General features: G+C 69.3%; 14 protein-coding genes and 2 pseudogenes. 7 read left to right on the top strand and 9 right to left on the bottom strand.

Annotated features, from left to right (window positions below; translation table 11 throughout):
* Positions 1-110: 110 nt before the first annotated feature.
* The 6 genes from ETD83_RS07685 to ETD83_RS07660 are packed head-to-tail and all read right to left on the bottom strand — an operon-like array spanning position 111 to position 6,804.
* A complete protein-coding gene (locus ETD83_RS07685; RefSeq protein ID WP_138644362.1) occupies positions 111-1,478 on the bottom strand; it encodes an amidohydrolase family protein in 1,368 nt (455 codons plus the stop codon).
* A complete protein-coding gene (locus ETD83_RS07680) occupies positions 1,475-2,320 on the bottom strand; it encodes an ATP-binding cassette domain-containing protein (protein ID WP_230420752.1) in 846 nt (281 codons plus the stop codon). The genes ETD83_RS07685 and ETD83_RS07680 overlap by 4 nt, the downstream gene beginning before the upstream one ends.
* Entirely contained in the window at positions 2,317-3,405 is a 1,089-nt protein-coding gene (locus ETD83_RS07675; RefSeq protein WP_138644361.1) for an ABC transporter ATP-binding protein, read from the bottom strand. The genes ETD83_RS07680 and ETD83_RS07675 overlap by 4 nt, the downstream gene beginning before the upstream one ends.
* The gene (locus tag ETD83_RS07670) at positions 3,402-4,196 is read right to left on the bottom strand and encodes an ABC transporter permease (RefSeq protein WP_205717538.1); all 795 of its coding nucleotides are present in this window, start codon (positions 4,194-4,196) and stop codon (positions 3,402-3,404) included. The genes ETD83_RS07675 and ETD83_RS07670 overlap by 4 nt, the downstream gene beginning before the upstream one ends.
* Positions 4,197-4,237: 41 nt before the next feature.
* A complete protein-coding gene (locus ETD83_RS07665) occupies positions 4,238-5,206 on the bottom strand; it encodes an ABC transporter permease (protein ID WP_138644359.1) in 969 nt (322 codons plus the stop codon).
* Entirely contained in the window at positions 5,206-6,804 is a 1,599-nt protein-coding gene (locus ETD83_RS07660; protein ID WP_138644358.1) for an ABC transporter substrate-binding protein, read from the bottom strand. Before ETD83_RS07660 ends, ETD83_RS07665 begins: the two co-directional genes overlap by 1 nt.
* 616 nt (positions 6,805-7,420) lie before the next feature.
* Between ETD83_RS07660 and ETD83_RS07655 the strand changes: the two genes are divergently transcribed.
* Positions 7,421-8,572, top strand: coding sequence for a C45 family autoproteolytic acyltransferase/hydolase (locus ETD83_RS07655; protein ID WP_138644357.1), 1,152 nt, complete (start codon positions 7,421-7,423; stop codon positions 8,570-8,572).
* A 60-nt stretch (positions 8,573-8,632) separates the two neighbouring features.
* Positions 8,633-9,973, top strand: coding sequence for an aminotransferase-like domain-containing protein (locus ETD83_RS07650; protein WP_230420755.1), 1,341 nt, complete (start codon positions 8,633-8,635; stop codon positions 9,971-9,973).
* A 13-nt stretch (positions 9,974-9,986) separates the two neighbouring features.
* Here the strand turns inward: ETD83_RS07650 and ETD83_RS07645 are convergent.
* From ETD83_RS07645 to ETD83_RS42290, 3 genes and pseudogenes are all read right to left on the bottom strand, one after another.
* A pseudogene (locus tag ETD83_RS07645) lies at positions 9,987-10,220 on the bottom strand (leucine zipper domain-containing protein); the annotation flags it as partial.
* A 258-nt stretch (positions 10,221-10,478) separates the two neighbouring features.
* Positions 10,479-10,850, bottom strand: a complete 372-nt coding sequence (locus ETD83_RS07640; RefSeq protein WP_138644355.1) for a hypothetical protein — start codon at positions 10,848-10,850, stop codon at positions 10,479-10,481.
* 15 nt (positions 10,851-10,865) lie between these two features.
* Entirely contained in the window at positions 10,866-11,039 is a 174-nt protein-coding gene (locus ETD83_RS42290; RefSeq protein WP_171064065.1) for a hypothetical protein, read from the bottom strand.
* Positions 11,040-11,547: 508 nt separating this feature from the next.
* On the opposite strand from ETD83_RS42290, the gene ETD83_RS45265 reads away from it, so the two are divergent.
* From ETD83_RS45265 to ETD83_RS07615, 5 genes and pseudogenes are all read left to right on the top strand, one after another.
* On the top strand, positions 11,548-11,667 hold the full coding sequence (locus ETD83_RS45265) for an acyl-CoA dehydrogenase family protein (protein WP_268920423.1): 120 nt from the start codon (positions 11,548-11,550) through the stop codon (positions 11,665-11,667).
* Positions 11,668-12,056: 389 nt separating this feature from the next.
* On the top strand, positions 12,057-13,580 hold the full coding sequence (locus tag ETD83_RS07630) for an FAD-dependent monooxygenase (RefSeq protein WP_138644354.1): 1,524 nt from the start codon (positions 12,057-12,059) through the stop codon (positions 13,578-13,580).
* Positions 13,581-13,665: 85 nt separating this feature from the next.
* Complete coding sequence (locus ETD83_RS07625; protein ID WP_138644353.1) at positions 13,666-14,004, top strand: TcmI family type II polyketide cyclase; 339 nt, start codon at positions 13,666-13,668, stop codon at positions 14,002-14,004.
* A pseudogene (locus ETD83_RS07620) lies at positions 14,001-15,273 on the top strand (beta-ketoacyl-[acyl-carrier-protein] synthase family protein). Before ETD83_RS07625 ends, ETD83_RS07620 begins: the two are co-directional and overlap by 4 nt.
* Positions 15,270-16,538 (top strand): ketosynthase chain-length factor, encoded by a 1,269-nt coding sequence (locus ETD83_RS07615; RefSeq protein ID WP_138644352.1) that lies wholly within the window; start codon positions 15,270-15,272, stop codon positions 16,536-16,538. Before ETD83_RS07620 ends, ETD83_RS07615 begins: the two are co-directional and overlap by 4 nt.
* The last annotated feature ends 21 nt before the right edge of the window (positions 16,539-16,559 follow it).

The raw sequence follows: 16,559 nt of genomic DNA, 5'->3' as shown, positions 1-16,559 counted from the left end.
GCGAATTGTGGGGTATCCCGTAGGTCGCCACGCACGAGCAGAAGTCCCTTCGTTGACAACGGACTGGCAGCGGGTCGGGGCGCCGCGTGGCTGGATCCGGCAGGTGCGAGCTAGCGCGTCAGCACCGGATGCTCGGGAAGGCGGTCGTGGTGGACGAACTTGCCATCCTTCACGATGTGCGCGATGCGGGCGTAGTTCTCGGGGTCGTCGAGGGGGTCGCCGTCCAGGATGAGCAGGTCGGCCCGCCTGCCTGGCCGGATGGTGCCCAGTTCGTCCGCCTTGCCGTACGCCTCGGCGATGTTGCTCGTCGTCGCGAGCAGCGCGTCCATCGGTGTCAGGCCGTGCTCGCCGGCGGCCCTCAGCCAGAAGATGTGCGAGCGTCCGAGGTGCGTAGGCACATCGGGAATACCGGCCTGGAACGGCCCCCACATGGGACTCGTCTCCGCCGTCGGCCCGTAGACCCCCATGTCGTTGGCCAGTAGCAGCTTGGCGCCCGCCTTGACCAGGTTCCGGTCGTTGGCCTCCTTCACGACCATGACCTCGCCCCAGGCGTTGTTGCCGTGCCAGTGGGGCTTGCGCTCCTGGAACGCGGCTGTGTGGCGACGCGTGTAGAAGAACGCGGCGCACGGTAGTCGCCGCTCAACGATGAGGTCGAGGGTTTCCTGCGGCATCGGCCGCAGGCCAGTGACATCGCCATGCTGGAGCAGGTCGACGCCTGCCTCGATGGCGAGCTTGAGGGCCTCCGGCGACTGCACGCACGCCTGCGCGGTCATCCCCGCCGCGTGCGCCTCCTCGACGATCGCGCGCTGCGCGTCGGGCGAGAGCGCGATGAACCTGCTGTGCGCGTGGGAACTCGCCGCGTACTTGACGAAGTCGATGCCCGCGGTGGCGATGTACTCGCGCACGGCCAGGCGGACATCCTCAGCGGACATCCACGTCAGTTCGGCGCCGACACCCTGCTCCCAGTGCTGGTTGATGCGGTCCACAACGGCCGAGCTCAGACCCGCGGCGAGGTCCGGGAAGAAGTCGGGGGAGTAGGGCCCGCCGTTGCCGATGATGTTGCCGGCGCAGAATATCCGGCTCCCGACCGTCTCCCTCGCGTTGATCCGGTCCCGGACGCGGCGCAAGGACTCCAGCGGGCCCCACGTGTCGAACACCGTGGTGATCCCCGCGCGCAGCGCCACTTGCGCCGCCTCTAGAACGAGCTCGTCGTAGCAGCCGGGGTCGTACCTGAGCAGGACGTCGGGATCCACATGGATGAGAAGGTGCACGTTGGCGTCCAACAGCCCGGGGATCAGATACTTGCCGCTGATGTCGACGATTCGCACATCGGAGGGGCGGTCAAGCTCCGTGGCTGACCCGGCCCAGGTGATGCGCTCGTCCTCGACCACCACCGCCGAATTCGCCAGAGGCGCCGATCCGGTGCCATCGATCAGGATGGCACCGATGAATGCGGTCCTGGTTGCCTGAACTGTCATGCGAGGCTGTTCCCTTCGTGACGGGTCGATCCGGACGTGAGGGTGGGGAGGGCGCTGATGAGGTCCCGGGTGTAGGGGTGAAGAGGCCGGTCGTAGAAGCGCTCGACCGGGCCGGTCTCGACGAGCTCGCCACGGTAGGCGACCGCGACGCGGTGGGAGACGTAGCGGACGGCGGTGATGTCGTGCGAAATGAACAAGGCGGCGAAGCCGCGCTCGGCCTGCAGGTCGCGGATGAGGTTGAGGACCTGTGTCTGGACCGAGACATCGAGAGCGGTGACGGCCTCGTCGAAGACGATCAGGTCAGGCTGGGTGATCATGGCCCGGGCGATGGCGACGCGTTGCCGCTGCCCCCCGGACAGCTGGTGGGGGTGCCGGTCGGCGAGGCCGGCGTCCAGACCGACCAGGATGAGCATGTCCTCGACGGCCGCGCGGCGGTCGCGCCTGGGGATCGCGCCGGTCACGGCGAGCGGTTCGGCGACCGATCGCCACACACGCAGGGTGGGGTTGAGCGACCAGTCCGGGTTCTGCAGCACGACCTGGAGGCGCCCTCGCAGGCGTCGGGCCGCGCCCCGGCCCGTGACCGGCCGGCCATCGAACATGACCTGCCCGCTGGTGGGGCGCACCAGGCCGAGCAGGACCCGGCCGAGGGTGGTCTTGCCGGAGCCGGATTCGCCGACCAGGCCGACCGTCTGGCCTGGCATGACGTCCAGCGAGACGCCCTTGAGGGCGTGCAGCGGTTCCGCGTTCCGGCCACGGCCGGTCCGGTAGGTGACGACGACATCCCGCGCCGCCGCCACCGGTCGCGGGCCGGCATCGATGATGTCCGGCTTGTTGGTCCTCACGTCGCGGTCCTCCGCCCTTGCCCGTGGTGGTCCCGGTCGGCGTCGTCGGCTGGATCACGGTCGGCACCGTTGCGGGCCGACGCCGCGGAACGGCTGGCCGTCCCGCCGGTGTGCAGGTGGCAGGTCAGCTTCCGGCCGCCGACGGCGGCGTACACCGGACGCGTACTGCGGCACTCCGGTAGGGCGTCGGGGCAGCGAGGGGCGAAAGCGCAGCCGGGGCATGCCGTGTGCAGCACGGGCGGGATGCCGCGGATCGCCTCCAACCGCTGGCCGGGCTTCTCCGCGCCCGGCAACGCGGCGACCAGGGCGCGGGTGTACGGGTGCGACGGGTGATCGAGCACCTCGGCCGTGGGGCCGTGCTCAATCACCCGGCCGCCGTACATGACGGCGATCTGTTCGGTGTGCTGGGCCACCGCGTGGAGGTCATGGGTCAACAGCAGCAGCGCGCATCCCACCTCGCGGCATCTGGACACGAGCAGTCGCAGGATCTGCTCCCGCAGCGTCGCGTCCACAGCCGCGGTCGGCTCGTCCGCTATCAGTAGCCGGGGACGCCGCCGCAGCGCCATGGCGATGCCGACCCGCTGCGCCATCCCACCGGACAGCTCATGCGGGTACGACCGCAGCACCCGTGACACGTCGCTCAGCCCGATCTCCTGCAGCAGCTCGGCGACGGGCCGCTCATGCCGGTCTTCCCGCCGACCGCGGCAGGCCAGCTCCATCTGCCGCCGAATCCGCATGGTGGGGTCCAGCGCGGTGACCGGGTTCTGGAACACGAAACCCAGGACGTCACGCCGCAGCGCCCGCAGCGGCTCACCGTCCACGGCGCCGGAGCCGTACACCGGCCGGCCGGCCAACGACAGCCGCCCGCCGACGTGCAGAGCGTTCGAGGCGAGCAGCCGGCCGGCGGCCATCCCGAGTGTGCTTTTCCCGGACCCGGACTCTCCGACCAGCGCCACGATCTGTCCTGGCGCCACGCTCAACGTGGCCTCGTCCAGAGATCGCAGACGGCCGTGCCGGGTCGCGTACTCGACTACCAGGTCGCTCAACGCCAGCACCGGGGCGGACGGGTCCGTTTCCGGATTCATCGGCGCACCTCCACACCACGCACGTCCAGCGCGTCGCGCAACCCGTCGCCGACCAGGTTGACGGCCATGATGGCCAGCGCGAGCAGGGCACCGGGGATCAGGACCAGCCAGGGCGCGATCGGCAGGTACACCGCGCCCTCGTGCACCAGTGACCCCAGCGAGGCGTTGGGGGGCTGCAGCCCCAACCCGAGAAAGCTCAGCCCGCTCTCGATCAGCATGCCGACCGACAGCGCGTACGTCGCCTGGACGACCGCCGTACCGGCGACGTTCGGGAGCACGTGCACCAGCAGGATCCGTACCGGGCCGGCTCCGCCCACCCGTGCGGCCACCACGAAGTCGCGGCCCACGACGGACAACGACGCGGCGCGCACCACCCGCACCATCAATGGGCTACAGATCAACACGATGCTGATCACCGCCCCCGGCGCGCCCGGCCCGGTGATCGCCACCAGCAGGATCGCGAGCAGCAGCGACGGGAACGCGAACAGCACGTCCGCGCCCCGGATGATCAGTTCCGCGATCGGTCCCCGGTAGTACGCCGCCAGCATGCCCAGCGCCACGCCGAGCGCGACGGTCCCCATCACGGCGACCCCCGCCAGCAGGAACGTCGTGCGGATCCCCTCGACCAGCCGGGGCAGCACCGATCGTCCCAGACTGTCCGTCCCCGTCCACCATTCCCCCGAGGGCGCCGCCAGCCGCGGCCCCACGTTCACCGCCGCCGGGTCGCCCAGCGGCAGCCACGGTCCGAGCACCGCCACCGCCAGGAGGCCGAGCAGCACAACCAGGCTCACGCGGGACAGGAGATCACCGTGAAACGGCATGCGCGGCCTCGTCATCTCCGGTGACCTTCCCGGACCCGCGGATCGACCACGGCGTAGGTGATGTCGGCCAGCATGTTGATCATGATGAAGGCCGCCGACGCGACCAGTACCAGTCCCTGCACCGTCGCGTAGTCACGGCCGCGGATCCCGTTCAGCACGGCCTGCGCCAGGCCCGGCAGGGAGAACAGGTTCTCCACGATCACGGCACCGCCCATGAGGTACCCCACATAGGTGGCCAGGACCGTGATCACGGGAATCGCGGCGTTCCGCAGAACGTGGTGCCGGATCACATGGGCCATGCGCTCTCCCCGCGCGAGGGCAGTGGTGATGTGCGGAGCGTTGAACACCGCTGCCACGGCGTCGCGTCCGGTCCGCACCACCAGCGCGATTCCGAAAACACTCAACGTCAGGGCCGGCAGGGCCATCGCCCGCAGGTTCGCCACAGGATCCTCCGCCAACGGCACGTGACCGCCGACCGGCAGTCCCAGGGCGAAACGCGAGAAGAGGAACACCAGCAGGCTGCCGAGCACGAAGTCCGGGATGCTCATCGCGGTGGACCCCGCCAACCGGCTCAGCCCTCGGCCGAACCGCCCCCGCGAGAGACCGGCCAGCACCGCCAACGGCACACCGACCAGCACGGTCAGCGACAGTGCCAGCCCCGCCAACTCCGCCGTCACGGGCAGCCGGCGGATGAGCTGGTCGGAGACCGGCTCGCCCGTGCCCATGGACACGCCCAGGTCCCCGGTGGCCACGTGCCGCAACCACTCCAGGTACTGCACCGGCAACGGCCGATCGAGACCGAACTCCGCCCGCAGCGCCGCACGCACCTCCGGTGACGAGGTCGGACCGAGAACGACCTCGGCGTATCCACCCGGCACCAGGTGCACCGCCGAGAACACGAGCACGGAGATCGCCAGCAGGGTCGCCGCTCCGGTCGCCAGGCGGCCGGCGAAATATCGCGCTCCGCCGGTCAAGGTCATCACTTCACCCCGAAGTCGGCCATCCGCCGCAACGGGAGCCCGTATCCCTCGACCGACATGAGGCTGACCGTGGCCTTGTCGGACCGGTAGGCCACGATGGCCTCCTTGGTCACCAGCGGAATGATGTTGGCGTTCTGCGCGATACGGTCACAGGCATCGCCGAACATCCTGGTGCGGCTCTCGTCCGGTGCGGCGGCCAGGCCGCCGTCGATCAGGGAGTACAGCTGCGGATCGGGCTTCACGAAACCCTTGTTGAAGCCAACGAGTTCCGGGTGGTACCAGGCCAGGTCCATGGCCGGATCCGCGTAGCCCGCCGACCAGCTGACGAGAACGTCGAAGTCCGCCTGGCCGCCGCTGTAGGCCCGCTTCATCGCGGCGCCGAGGTCCAGCGGCACGATGCGCACCTTCAGACCGGCGGCCTGGAGGCTCTGCTGGATCACCTGCGCGATCGGTGAGGACATCGCGACCTGCGAGATGGTGTTGATCTCCACCGTCTTGCCGGTGGCTCCCGCCTCGGCCACCAACTGCCGGGCGCGCTGCGCGTCGGGCTTACCCAGGGGAACCGTCGCCGGATCACACACCCCGGCGAACGCCGGTGGCACGGCCGCCGAGGCCCGGCCCACCCCGCCGAGCGCGACGTTCTTGATTCTCTCCCGGTCGATCGACAGAGCCAGCGCCTGCCGCAACCGGTCATCGCTGAAGATCGATGACCTGGCGTTGACGTCGACCCGGTAGTAGTCCGAGGTCGCCTGCACCACCGTCTTGACGTTCGTGCGCCCCTGCAGCAGCCGGACCGAATCCGGCGCCTCGAAGCTGGTGAAATCCACGCTGCCGTCGCGCAGTGCCGCCGCCCGTGCGGCGTCATCGGGCATGATGCGGACCGTGAGCTTGCCGGCCTTCGGCAGGCCGGACCGCCAGTAATGCGGATTCCGCTCGAATGTCCACGACTCGGCCTGTGAGTGGGCGACAGCCTTGAACGGGCCCGTGCCCAGCAGCTCCTTCTTTGGATCGAAGGTTCCGTCCGACAATTCCTTCATCGGAAGTACGGCTGCGGGACTGCCCGCCAATGCCGCGAGGAAGGGCGTCTTGGGTTTGAGCAGCGTCACCTCGACCTGCCCGTCTCCGGTCGCGGTGACGCCGCGAATTCCGACCTGGCCTGCCCAGATCGAGGCCGTCGCGGGGTCGATGAGGCGCTTGAGGCTGCCGACGACGTCATCGGCGGTCATCTGACGTCCGTTGGAGAACTTCACCCCTTCGCGGAGCTCGAATACGTACTTCGTCGGCGAGACCTGCCGCCAGGACTTCGCCAGCTCCGGGACGATTTTCAGCTTGTCGTCGAGGCCGACGAGGTTCTCGTAGGTGAGATGCAGCAGTTCCCAGGACGTGGCGTTTCCGGCGGCGGGCGGGTCCAGCACATCGGCCTCGGCCGCTTTACCCCAGACCAACTGCGTGCCCGACCGGCCGTTCGCGGGGGAACCGCCACTGGAGGGGCTGCAGGCGACACAGCCGGCGAACATCGCGAAGGCGACCGGCAACCAGGCCTTGCGCACGTATCCCGCACGAGTCGACGACGTCAATGGCGGCAGTTTTCGCGCCATCTTTCTCTCCTATCGATCGTGGCCGCTCAGAAAGCCACCCGCAGTTCATGTGAGGCCACGTCAATGAACAACGGCGATAACGAGGGCGGCGAATCCAGGGTGCTGAGGAGCTGTTCGTGGACGCTGCGGCGCTGTTCGCGTCGCCGAGCGGGAGACGCGAGAACTATTCGACGAGTGCGTCGTCCTGCGCGGCATGGGCGGGCGCCTTGCCGGTCCGCGAACCGAGGTGGTCGCTTCCCGGCAGGCGCGGCACCTCGCTACGGCATCGCTCGAAGTGCCACAGGATGCTCAGGTCGCGATCGACGCCGGCCGCACGGACGTGGCCGCGATTCCGTCGCCGACGGACCTGGCCCGCGTGACGAACGCAAGGCTGAGGGCGGTCTCCGGGCTGAAGTTCCTTATGCATCCGGTCCCTCCTCGAACCTCGAACACTGAAGGCACCGTAGCCCCATCCCTAATGCCACACAAGACTTATCTTGTACTGTTACAACCTTCCATACTCCAGATGATGTGACAGCACAAGAACAATCTTGTTCGCGCCGGGTGTGTCACCTATGTTTCGGGAAATGTACTTCTGCCGCCTGCCCGGTCGGGCCCTACGGAACGAGTCACCGCGATGAGCGCCACACCCGAAGATTCCGTCGCCGAGAGCCCCCGTGGACCCGAGCTCTTCGCCCCCTCCGAGCACGACCTCTACCGCGGCAGACTGATCGACGTGTCCGGCGACGGGCCGGCGCGCGGCACCGTCCACGGTGAGGCACTCAGAGACCTGATCGCCGAGGGCCTGGACCGCTGGCGGCAGGACCTGGGCGAGCGCACCGGCCGTAGCCCAAAGGCCTTTATGCGGGAGTTCCTCGACTCCACCGGCTTCGTCCGGACCGTCTCCACGTTGAGTCCCGACCTGTACGAGGAGGTCCTGGCGATCGCCGTCGCGAGCAACCAGCCCAAAGAGGACCTGCTCGTCTACAACATGATGGACGAGCAGTGGCGGTTCCGAGACGATCCGAGCACAGGATGCAGCGTGATCGGCACCCTCGTGAGGCACAACTCCACCTACGTGCAAGGCCAGAACATGGACCTACCGGTGTCGATGGACACTTCCCAGGCCATGCTGCGGATAGCCGGCGACGACCATCAGCCCCAGCAACTCATCATGACCGCCGCCGGAATGATCGGGCTGTTCGGTCTCAACGTCAACGGCCTGGCTTGTTGCGTGAACACCCTGGCAATGCTGCCCTCGGCGAGCACCGGCATGCCCGTGGCCTTCATCGTCCGGCAACTGCTCAAGCACGGCGACGCATCCTCCGCGGCCTCTTACCTGATGTCCGTGCCCCATGCTTCCGGCCAGCACTACGCTCTCGCGGATCGGCAAGGCCTGCGGAGTTACGAGTGTTCCGCACAGGGGTGTACGGCGGGGCCGCCTGACGACAAGGTCCTGCACACCAACCATCCCTTGTGGCAGGGAGAAGAGTCCCGAACCGGCGATCAAACCGAGGGTCGCCGGCACTCACCGACGACGTACGCACGGCTGAGGGTCCTCACGGACAGACTCGACGAAGTCCGCGAATCCGGCCATCTGGAAACGCTGCTGAGTTCGTCCGCCAACGGCCTGTGCGTACGACCGACGCCGGAGCGTGCCACGGCCACGTTCTGCAGCGCAGAGTTCACCCTGACATCGCCCCCGGCGGTCCGGGTCGCGCTGGGCAGGCCGGACCGTACCGCCTGGCGACCGGTCGGCTGGACCGCCCGCGCCGCCACGCCGGACTGAGGCCGACCAATGTATGGCGGCATGCCGGTACAAGGAGAAAAACGTACTAAATTGCCCTTCATGATCGAAGCAATCAAGGAGGAGTTGACCGACCTCAGCGCCCGCGGGCTGGCCGACGCGTTCAGCCGGGCCCTACGAGCGGATGCGATCGCTCCCGGGGAGAGACTGCCGTCCATACGCACGGTCGCCCGGGAACTGAGCCTCTCTCCCACCACGGTGAGCGCGGCGTGGCGCATGCTCGCGCGGGCGAACCTCATTCATACCGATGGCGCGCGCGGCACAGTCGTCGCCGACGGAGTCGGGCAGGGACCGGTACGACACCGCCGAGCGCTGCAGTACGAAGGACACTTCGAGATCGACCTCTCCACCGGACTCCCGGACCCGACGTTGCTGCCCGATCTGGGACCTTCGCTGGCACGCATCCGTCGCGGCGGAGCGCTGGAGAGCTTCCTCGCCGAACCGATCCTGCCGCAATTGCGCGACCATCTGCTGGCGGACTGGCCCTCTCGCGCGGAGGTCATGACGATAGCGGACGGGGCCACCGACGCCCTCGACTTGATCGCCATGACGTGCCTGCAGTTCGGTGACCGCGTCGGAGTCGAATTTCCCAGCTACCCTCCGCTGCTGGACCTGCTCGAAGCGACCGGCGCCCGGATCGTCCCCATCGACCTCGACGACAGCGGCCCGGTCACCGCCTCTGTCCACGAGGCCGTCAAAGCCGGGGTGCGCGCCATCTTCCTGCAGCCTCGCGCGCAGAACCCGACGGGCGTCTGCCTGACCCCGCCACGGGCGGAAGACATCGCCGCGGTCCTGAGGGACCGGGACGTCCTCCTCGTCGAGTTCGACCTGTGCGCAGGTATCGCCGCGACACCACTGGTCACCATCGGCGAGCACGTGCCGAGCCTGACCGTCCACATCCGGGCCTACTCCGAGTCACACGGTCCCGACCTTCGCCTCGCCGCGGTGGGCGGGCCGGCAAGCTTGATGGAACCGCTGATCAGGCGACGGCACCTCGGCCAGGGATGGACCAGCCGATTGCTGCAACGGTTGCTGTGGGACCTGCTCAACCACGCCGAGCCCAGGCAGCAGGTCCAGAACGCCCGGCGGGAGTACGCGCAGCGCCGGAAGGCCCTGGTGTCCGCGCTCGCCGACCATGGAGTCCGGATCGGCGGCAAGGACGGCATTGTCATCTGGGTACCGGTGGAGAACGAGGCGGCCGCGCTCATGATGCTCAGCAGCCACGGCATCGGGGTCGCCCCGGGCACCCCCTACCAGATCCGATCGCCCGCCGAACCCCACCTCGCCGTGACCACCGGTTCTCTGCCGGAGAGCCAAGTAGCGGAGGTCGCCGCAGTCCTCGCGCAGGCGGCCAGACCCTCCTTGCCCCGCTCGATCCACTGAGGGACTAATCGGAGATCCGCTGCTCGAGTCGGCGCGGTGTCCGTGACGGGCTGCGGTGCGGGCGGCTGGACCGATCGGTCATCCCGGCGGCGTTCAGCAGTCGATACCGGTCGGCCCACCGCTTGGCCGTGGTCGGCGACACCTGGAACCGCTCGGCCGCCCGCCGCAGCGGCCACCCCTCCTCCACGACGCAACGCGCCAGCTCCAACCGGCCGCGCGGCGTCAGTTTGGCATTAGCGTGGACCACCGAGGACCTCCAGGTCGAGATGTGCATGTTGTGGTGACACACACCTCGCCAGGAGGTCCTCCCTCATTTTCAAGCTCATTCGACCGTGCGGGTTTGTGTATGGGTTAATTGCGGATATCGGCGACCTTTCCCGTAAATCGCCGCAGAATCCTATGACTGTGATATCCGCGTCATGATTGTGATGAAATAGACGAAACGCCCCTGTCCGGAAATCTGGACAGGGGTGTTGGTGGCCTTGCCGGGGCGGTTTGCGCTCGCCTACGAGCGGTCCCGCCGATAAATCGCCCACCGGACGGCCGCATCCACCACCGCCCGCGCCCACGGATGGGTGGGTGTCCAGAACGCCTCCAGCCACGTCGGGGCCAGAAGCCTGGCGTAGTCGTCGACCACCTCGGGGCCGGCGTCCCGCCAGGCGTCCACGCCGCGCACGGCGGCCTCGGCGTCACCAGGGGTATGGCCGCGCGCGATGCGGTTGACGACCAGGTCGGCCGGGTTCACCAGCGGCGCCCCGCGGGACGCCATCCCCCAGCCGACCAGCCGCGCACCCGTAACCCTGATCAGAACGTTCCCGGCGTTCAGATAGGTGTGCAGCAGCGCCGGCCCGGCGATCTGGGGCAACCGCTGCGGCACCACGGCGTAGTCGGATCAGCGGCCCTCGAACCACATCACCTTCACGTCCGCGGGCAGTCGCAAGCCGCCCACTGTGGCGAGCGTGGTGAGGGCGGCGTCCAGGTCCTGGGAGCCGGGCGTGCAGTCCGCCCGCCCCTCCAGATACTCGAATCCGAGCAGCCGCCACCCGCCCGCATCGAGGTCGCACACCAGTTCCGGAGTGACAACCTGGACGTGCGGGTTGACCGCGGCCTCGTGGCCGAGCTGCGCGACCGCGCGCTGGTTGTATCCGGTGCGCCCTTGAGGAACACCCGCCCGGCGCTGAGGTGCACGACGACGGCGAGCACGGAGCGCCGCCCCTCGCCGACCGGCTCGACCTTCACCGGCTGCCCGAGTTCGTCTTGGACGGCGTCGCGCAGATGAGAGGGCAGGCCCTCCCACTCGATGCGGTTCACGAGGGGAGCGCCTGCCACGCAATCAGGGTTGGCGACGTGGTCGGACAGCTTGGTAAACACTGCGCGGTCCATCAGCTCCCGCGGATCCTTGGCGGGCAGGGCCGCCCGGTCGGTGGTGATGGTCATGGTGACCTCCTGCGGCGCACCTCGTGAGTTCAAGGGGACCGCCGGGGGAGTGGCTGGGAGATGCCTGGGAGTCGATCATGCGGGATAGGGCGTATCGGAGACGGGATGAAGCGTGCAAGAACGGGACCATTTCGCGGGTGAGCTGGAAAAACGCAGGTCACACGCTCACCTCGAAGATCTTCACCATCTTCGAGGGCACCTCGGAGATCCAGCGCCTCGTCATCGGCCGCACCGTCACGGGCCTCCCCGTCAGATAGCTGACCCGCACGAACACCCAGCCGCGCTCCGGCACCATCACCCTCCACCTGGACGGTGAACCCGCCCCGATGCTCGGGCAGCCCGGCGTGCGCGGTGTCCGCAATCGGAAGTCGCGTTAGGCGATCTTCGCTGAGGTCGGCTGCGGCGTCGAAATGGTCGGGGCGGGGAGAAGTAATTGTTCTCTTTGGCTGATCAGAATCCGCGGGCATCAACTCGATCTACGGCGCCGGCAGATTTACCTGGCTCTTACAATTGACGCTTTCATGACAATGATATACATAGATCTTGCATAGTCGGCTTGACTCTTCCCGGTCGTGATGTGGATTTTGGTAAGCGGATCCAATGCATTCGCCCCGAGATGTCCGACGATCGAGCGCGGGAGAGTGAGATGAACACGTCCGTGATCATTGCTGGCGCCGGCCCGGCAGGGCTCACCTTGGCCGCGGAATTGCGACTTGCCGGAGTCGACGTCATCGTCCTGGAGAAGCTGCGGGAGCCGACCGGGCAGTCCCGCGGCCTCGGTTTCACCGGGCGGACCATGGAGGTGTTCGAACAGCGCGGATTGCTCTCGCTGCTTCCCGACGTCGAGACCAGCAACGTCGGCCACTACGGCGGCCTGAGCCTGGACTTCGGCGTGATCGAAGACGCCCACTGGGTGGGCAAGGACCTGCCGCAGGCACGCACCGAGGAGATGCTGACCGAATGGGCCGTGGGCCTCGACGCCGACATCAGGCGGGGTCACGAGGTCGTGGCGGTGAGCCAGGACGACCACGGCGTGAGCGTGGAGGTCGACGGGCCGGACGGGCGGAGCCGGTTCTCCGCCGAGTACCTGGTGGGATGCGACGGCGGCCGCAGCACCGTGCGGAAGGCGGCGGGCTTCGACTTCCCCGGGCTGCCCGCGACGCTCGAGATGTTCATCGCCGACGTCAAGGGCGCCGACATCGAGCCGCGCTGGACCGGTGAGACCAGGCCCAACGGAATGGTCATGGCCGGTCCGCTGAACGACGAGATCACCAGGATCGTCGTCTGCGAGAAGGACCACCCGCCGCCGCCCGAACGCCGGACCGAGCCCCCGGGCTTCGCCGAGGTGGCCGCCGGCTGGGAGCGTCTCACCGGCCAGGACATCAGCCACGGCACCGCCGTCTGGGTCACCTCCTTCGGCAACGCCACCCGGCAGGTGACCGAGTACCGCAGGGGGCGCGTCCTGCTGGCCGGCGACGCCGCGCACATTCACCTGCCGGCCGGCGGGCAGGGCATGAACACCGGCATCCAGGATGCGATGAACCTGGGCTGGAAGCTCGCCGCCCAGGTGCACGGCACCGCCCCCGGCGGGCTGCTGGACTCCTACCACACCGAGCGCCACCGGGTGGCGGAGCGGGTGCTCACCAACACGCGGGCGCAGGGCCTGCTCTTCCTCAACGGGGACGAGATGCAGCCCTTGCGTGACGTCCTGACCGAGCTCATCCAGTACCCCGAGGTCAGCCGCCACCTGGTGGGCATCGTCAGCGGGATCGACATCCGCTACGACATGGGCTCGGGCGACCACCCGCTGCTCGGCGCGCGGATGCGCCCCGGCGAAGAGATCAACATCGACGGCGCGCGGACCAGGGTGGGCGAGTTGTTGCACGCCGGTCGCGGCGTGCTGCTGAACCTGACCGGAGACGCCACCGCCTACCGCGAGGCAGCCGGCTGGGCCGGCCGGGTGGACATCGTGACGGGCAAGCCCCAGGCCGAGAGCGAACTGGCGGACACCGAGGGCATCCTGATCCGCCCCGACGGCTATGTCGCGTGGGCGGCGCCGGGATGCGGCCCGGTGGATCGCGCGCTGCGGCGGTGGTTCGGCGCCCCCGCCGCCGACGCCCCCGCCGCCCCCGCGGGCCGTACCACCGTGTACGCCCTTTCACGGGTCTGACGCCCTTGCGAAGACCACCGGCGAGCCCATTCACGGCTCAAATGGCCGCCCGTATGCCGGCACCTTGGGAAGGGAGTGATGCGGCGTGCACAGCACATTGATCGTGGCTCGGCTGAAGCCGGCGTCGGAAGACGAGGTCGCCCGGCTGTTCCGCGATTTCGACACCACCGAAATGCCCGAATTCATGGGCACGAGGCGGCGCCAGCTCTTCAGTTTCCACGACCTGTACTTCCACCTGCAGGACTTCGACTCCGACGACGGCGGCGCCGCGATTCAGGAGGCGAGCTCCCACCCGCGTTTCCGGGAGATCAGTGACGCTCTGAAGTCGTATATCGACCCCTACGACCCCGAAACCTGGCGGTCCCCGAAGGACGCGATGGCAAAGCGATTCTACGAATGGACCGATCGGGGGCTGAGGACGTGAAAAGACGGGCTGTCATCACCGGCATCGGAGTGCTCGCGCCCGGCGGCACGGGCGTCAAGGACTTCTGGACCATGCTGACCGAGGGCCGGACGGCGACCCGCGGCATCACCTTCTTCGACGCGGAGCCGTACCGTTCGCGGATCGCGGCCGAGATCGACTTCGATCCCGCGGCGCACGGGCTGCGCCCTCAGGAGATCCGCCGGATGGATCGCGCGGCGCAGCTCGCGGTCGTGGCCACGCGGGAGGCCGTGGCGCGCGCCGGCCTGGAGCCGCAGGAGGGCGATCCGTGCCGCGTGGGCGTGTCGATCGGCAGCGCGGTCGGCGCCACCACGGGCCTGGACCGGGAGTACCGCGTGGTCAGCGACGGCGGCCGGCTGGATCCGGTCGATCACCGCTACGCGCCCGCGCACCTGTACGACTACTTCGTGCCGAGCTCGTTCGCCGCCGAGGTCGCCTGGGCGGGTGGGGGCGGAAGGGCCGGCCACGGTGGTGTCGACCGGCTGCACCTCCGGGCTCGACGCGGTCGGCCACGCCGAGGACCTCATCCGCGAGGGCTCGGTGGACGTGATGATCTGCGGCGCGACGGACGCGCCGATCTCACCGATCACCGTGGCCTGCTTCGATGCGATCAAGGCGACCTCACCGCGCAACGACGATGCCGAGCACGCCTCGCGGCCGTTCGACCGGACCCGCAACGGGTTCGTGCTGGGCGAGGGCGCCGCGGTGTTCGTGCTGGAGGAGAGGGAGCGGGCCCGGCGGCGCCGCGCGCCGATGATCGCGGAGGTCTCGGGGTTCGCGACCCGCTGCAACGCCTTCCACATGACGGGCCTGCGGCCGGACGGACGGGAGATGGCCGAGTCCATCCGGGTCGCGATGGACGAGGCGCGGGTCGCCCCGGAGGACATCGACTACGTCAACGCGCACGGCTCGGGCACCAAGCAGAACGACAGGCACGAGACCGCGGCGTTCAAGCGCAGCCTCGGTGACCGCGCCCGTCACGTCCCGGTCAGCTCCATCAAGTCGATGATCGGCCATTCGCTGGGCGCGATCGGCTCGATCGAGATCGCCGCGTCGGCGCTGGCCATCGAGCACGACGTGGTGCCGCCGACGGCGAACCTGCATCACCCCGATCCCGAGTGCGACCTGGACTACGTGCCGCTGACCGCCCGCGACGTGCGTACCGGCACGGTGCTCACCGTGGGCAGCGGGTTCGGCGGGTTCCAGAGTGCGATGGTGCTGCGGGCTCCACGCGGGAGGGACGGGGCGTGACCGGGACGGTAGTCGTGACCGGCGTCGGGGTGACCTCGCCCACGGGCCTCGGCGCGGCGGACCACTGGACGGCCACCTGCCAGGGACGCGCCGCCATCGACCGCGTCACCAGGTTCGATCCGGAGCGCTACCCGGCGCGGCTGGCCGGTGAAGTGCGCGGCTTCGTGGCCGAGGAGCACCTGCCGAGCAGGCTGATCCCGCAGACCGACCGCATGACCCGGCTCGCGCTGGTGGCCGCGGACTGGGCGCTGGCCGACGCGGGAGTGTCCCGGGGCGATCTGAACGAGTTCGACATCGGCGTGGTCACGGCGAGCTCGTCGGGCGGCTTCGAGTTCGGCGAGGGCGAGCTGCGGAACCTGTGGAGCAAGGGCGGCCAGTACGTCAGCGCGTACCAGTCGTACGCCTGGTTCTACGCGGTCAACACCGGCCAGATCTCCATCCGCCACGGCCTGCGCGGGCCGAGCGGGGTGCTGGTGAGCGATCAGGCCGGCGGCCTGGACGCCATTGCCCAGGCCCGGCGGAAGATCCGCAAGGGCGCCAAGCTGATCGTCTCGGGCGGTGTCGACGCCTCCCTGTGCTCCTGGGGCTGGGCGGCCCTGCTGACCAGCGGGCGGCTCAGCGTCGCCGACGACCCCGATCGCGCCTACCTGCCCTTCGATGCCCGGGCGAGCGGTCATGTGCCGGGCGAGGGAGGCGCCCTGCTCATCCTCGAGGACGCCGCTTCGGCACGCGAGCGCGGCGTGTCCGGCTGGTACGGCGAGATCGCGGGATACGGGGCCACCTTCGACCCGCGGCCGGGCAGCGACCGCGAGCCCGGCCTGCGCAACGCCGTCCGGCTGGCGCTGCGGGACGCGCGGGCCGACCCCGGCGAGATCGACGTGGTGTTCGCCGACGCCGCCGCGACGCCTGAGCTCGACCGCGCCGAGGCCGAGGCGATCGCCGCGGTCCTGGGGCCGCGCGCGGTGCCGGTCACCGCGCCCAAGACGATGACCGGGCGGCTCAACTCGGGGGCCGGGCCGCTGGACCTGGTCACCGCGCTGCTGGCGATCCGCGACGGGCTGGTCCCGCCGACCGCCAACGTCGCGCCGGATCCCGGATACCCGATCGACCTGGTCGTCGGCGCGCCGCGGCGGCGGGCCGTGCGCGCGGCGCTGGTGCTGGCGCGCGGCCAGGGCGGCTTCAACTCCGCGGTCGTCGTCCGCGCCCCGGAGCCGGGTCACGCGCGCCCCCCGGCCGTACCCGCGGAACTGGCCGACCCACCATGACCCCCTGCTCACCCATGAAGC

Origin of the sequence: Actinomadura soli (assembly GCF_005889715.1) — a bacterium.
In the GTDB taxonomy this organism is placed as follows: domain Bacteria; phylum Actinomycetota; class Actinomycetes; order Streptosporangiales; family Streptosporangiaceae; genus Spirillospora; species Spirillospora soli.
This window is presented reverse-complemented; position numbering and strand designations above follow the sequence as displayed.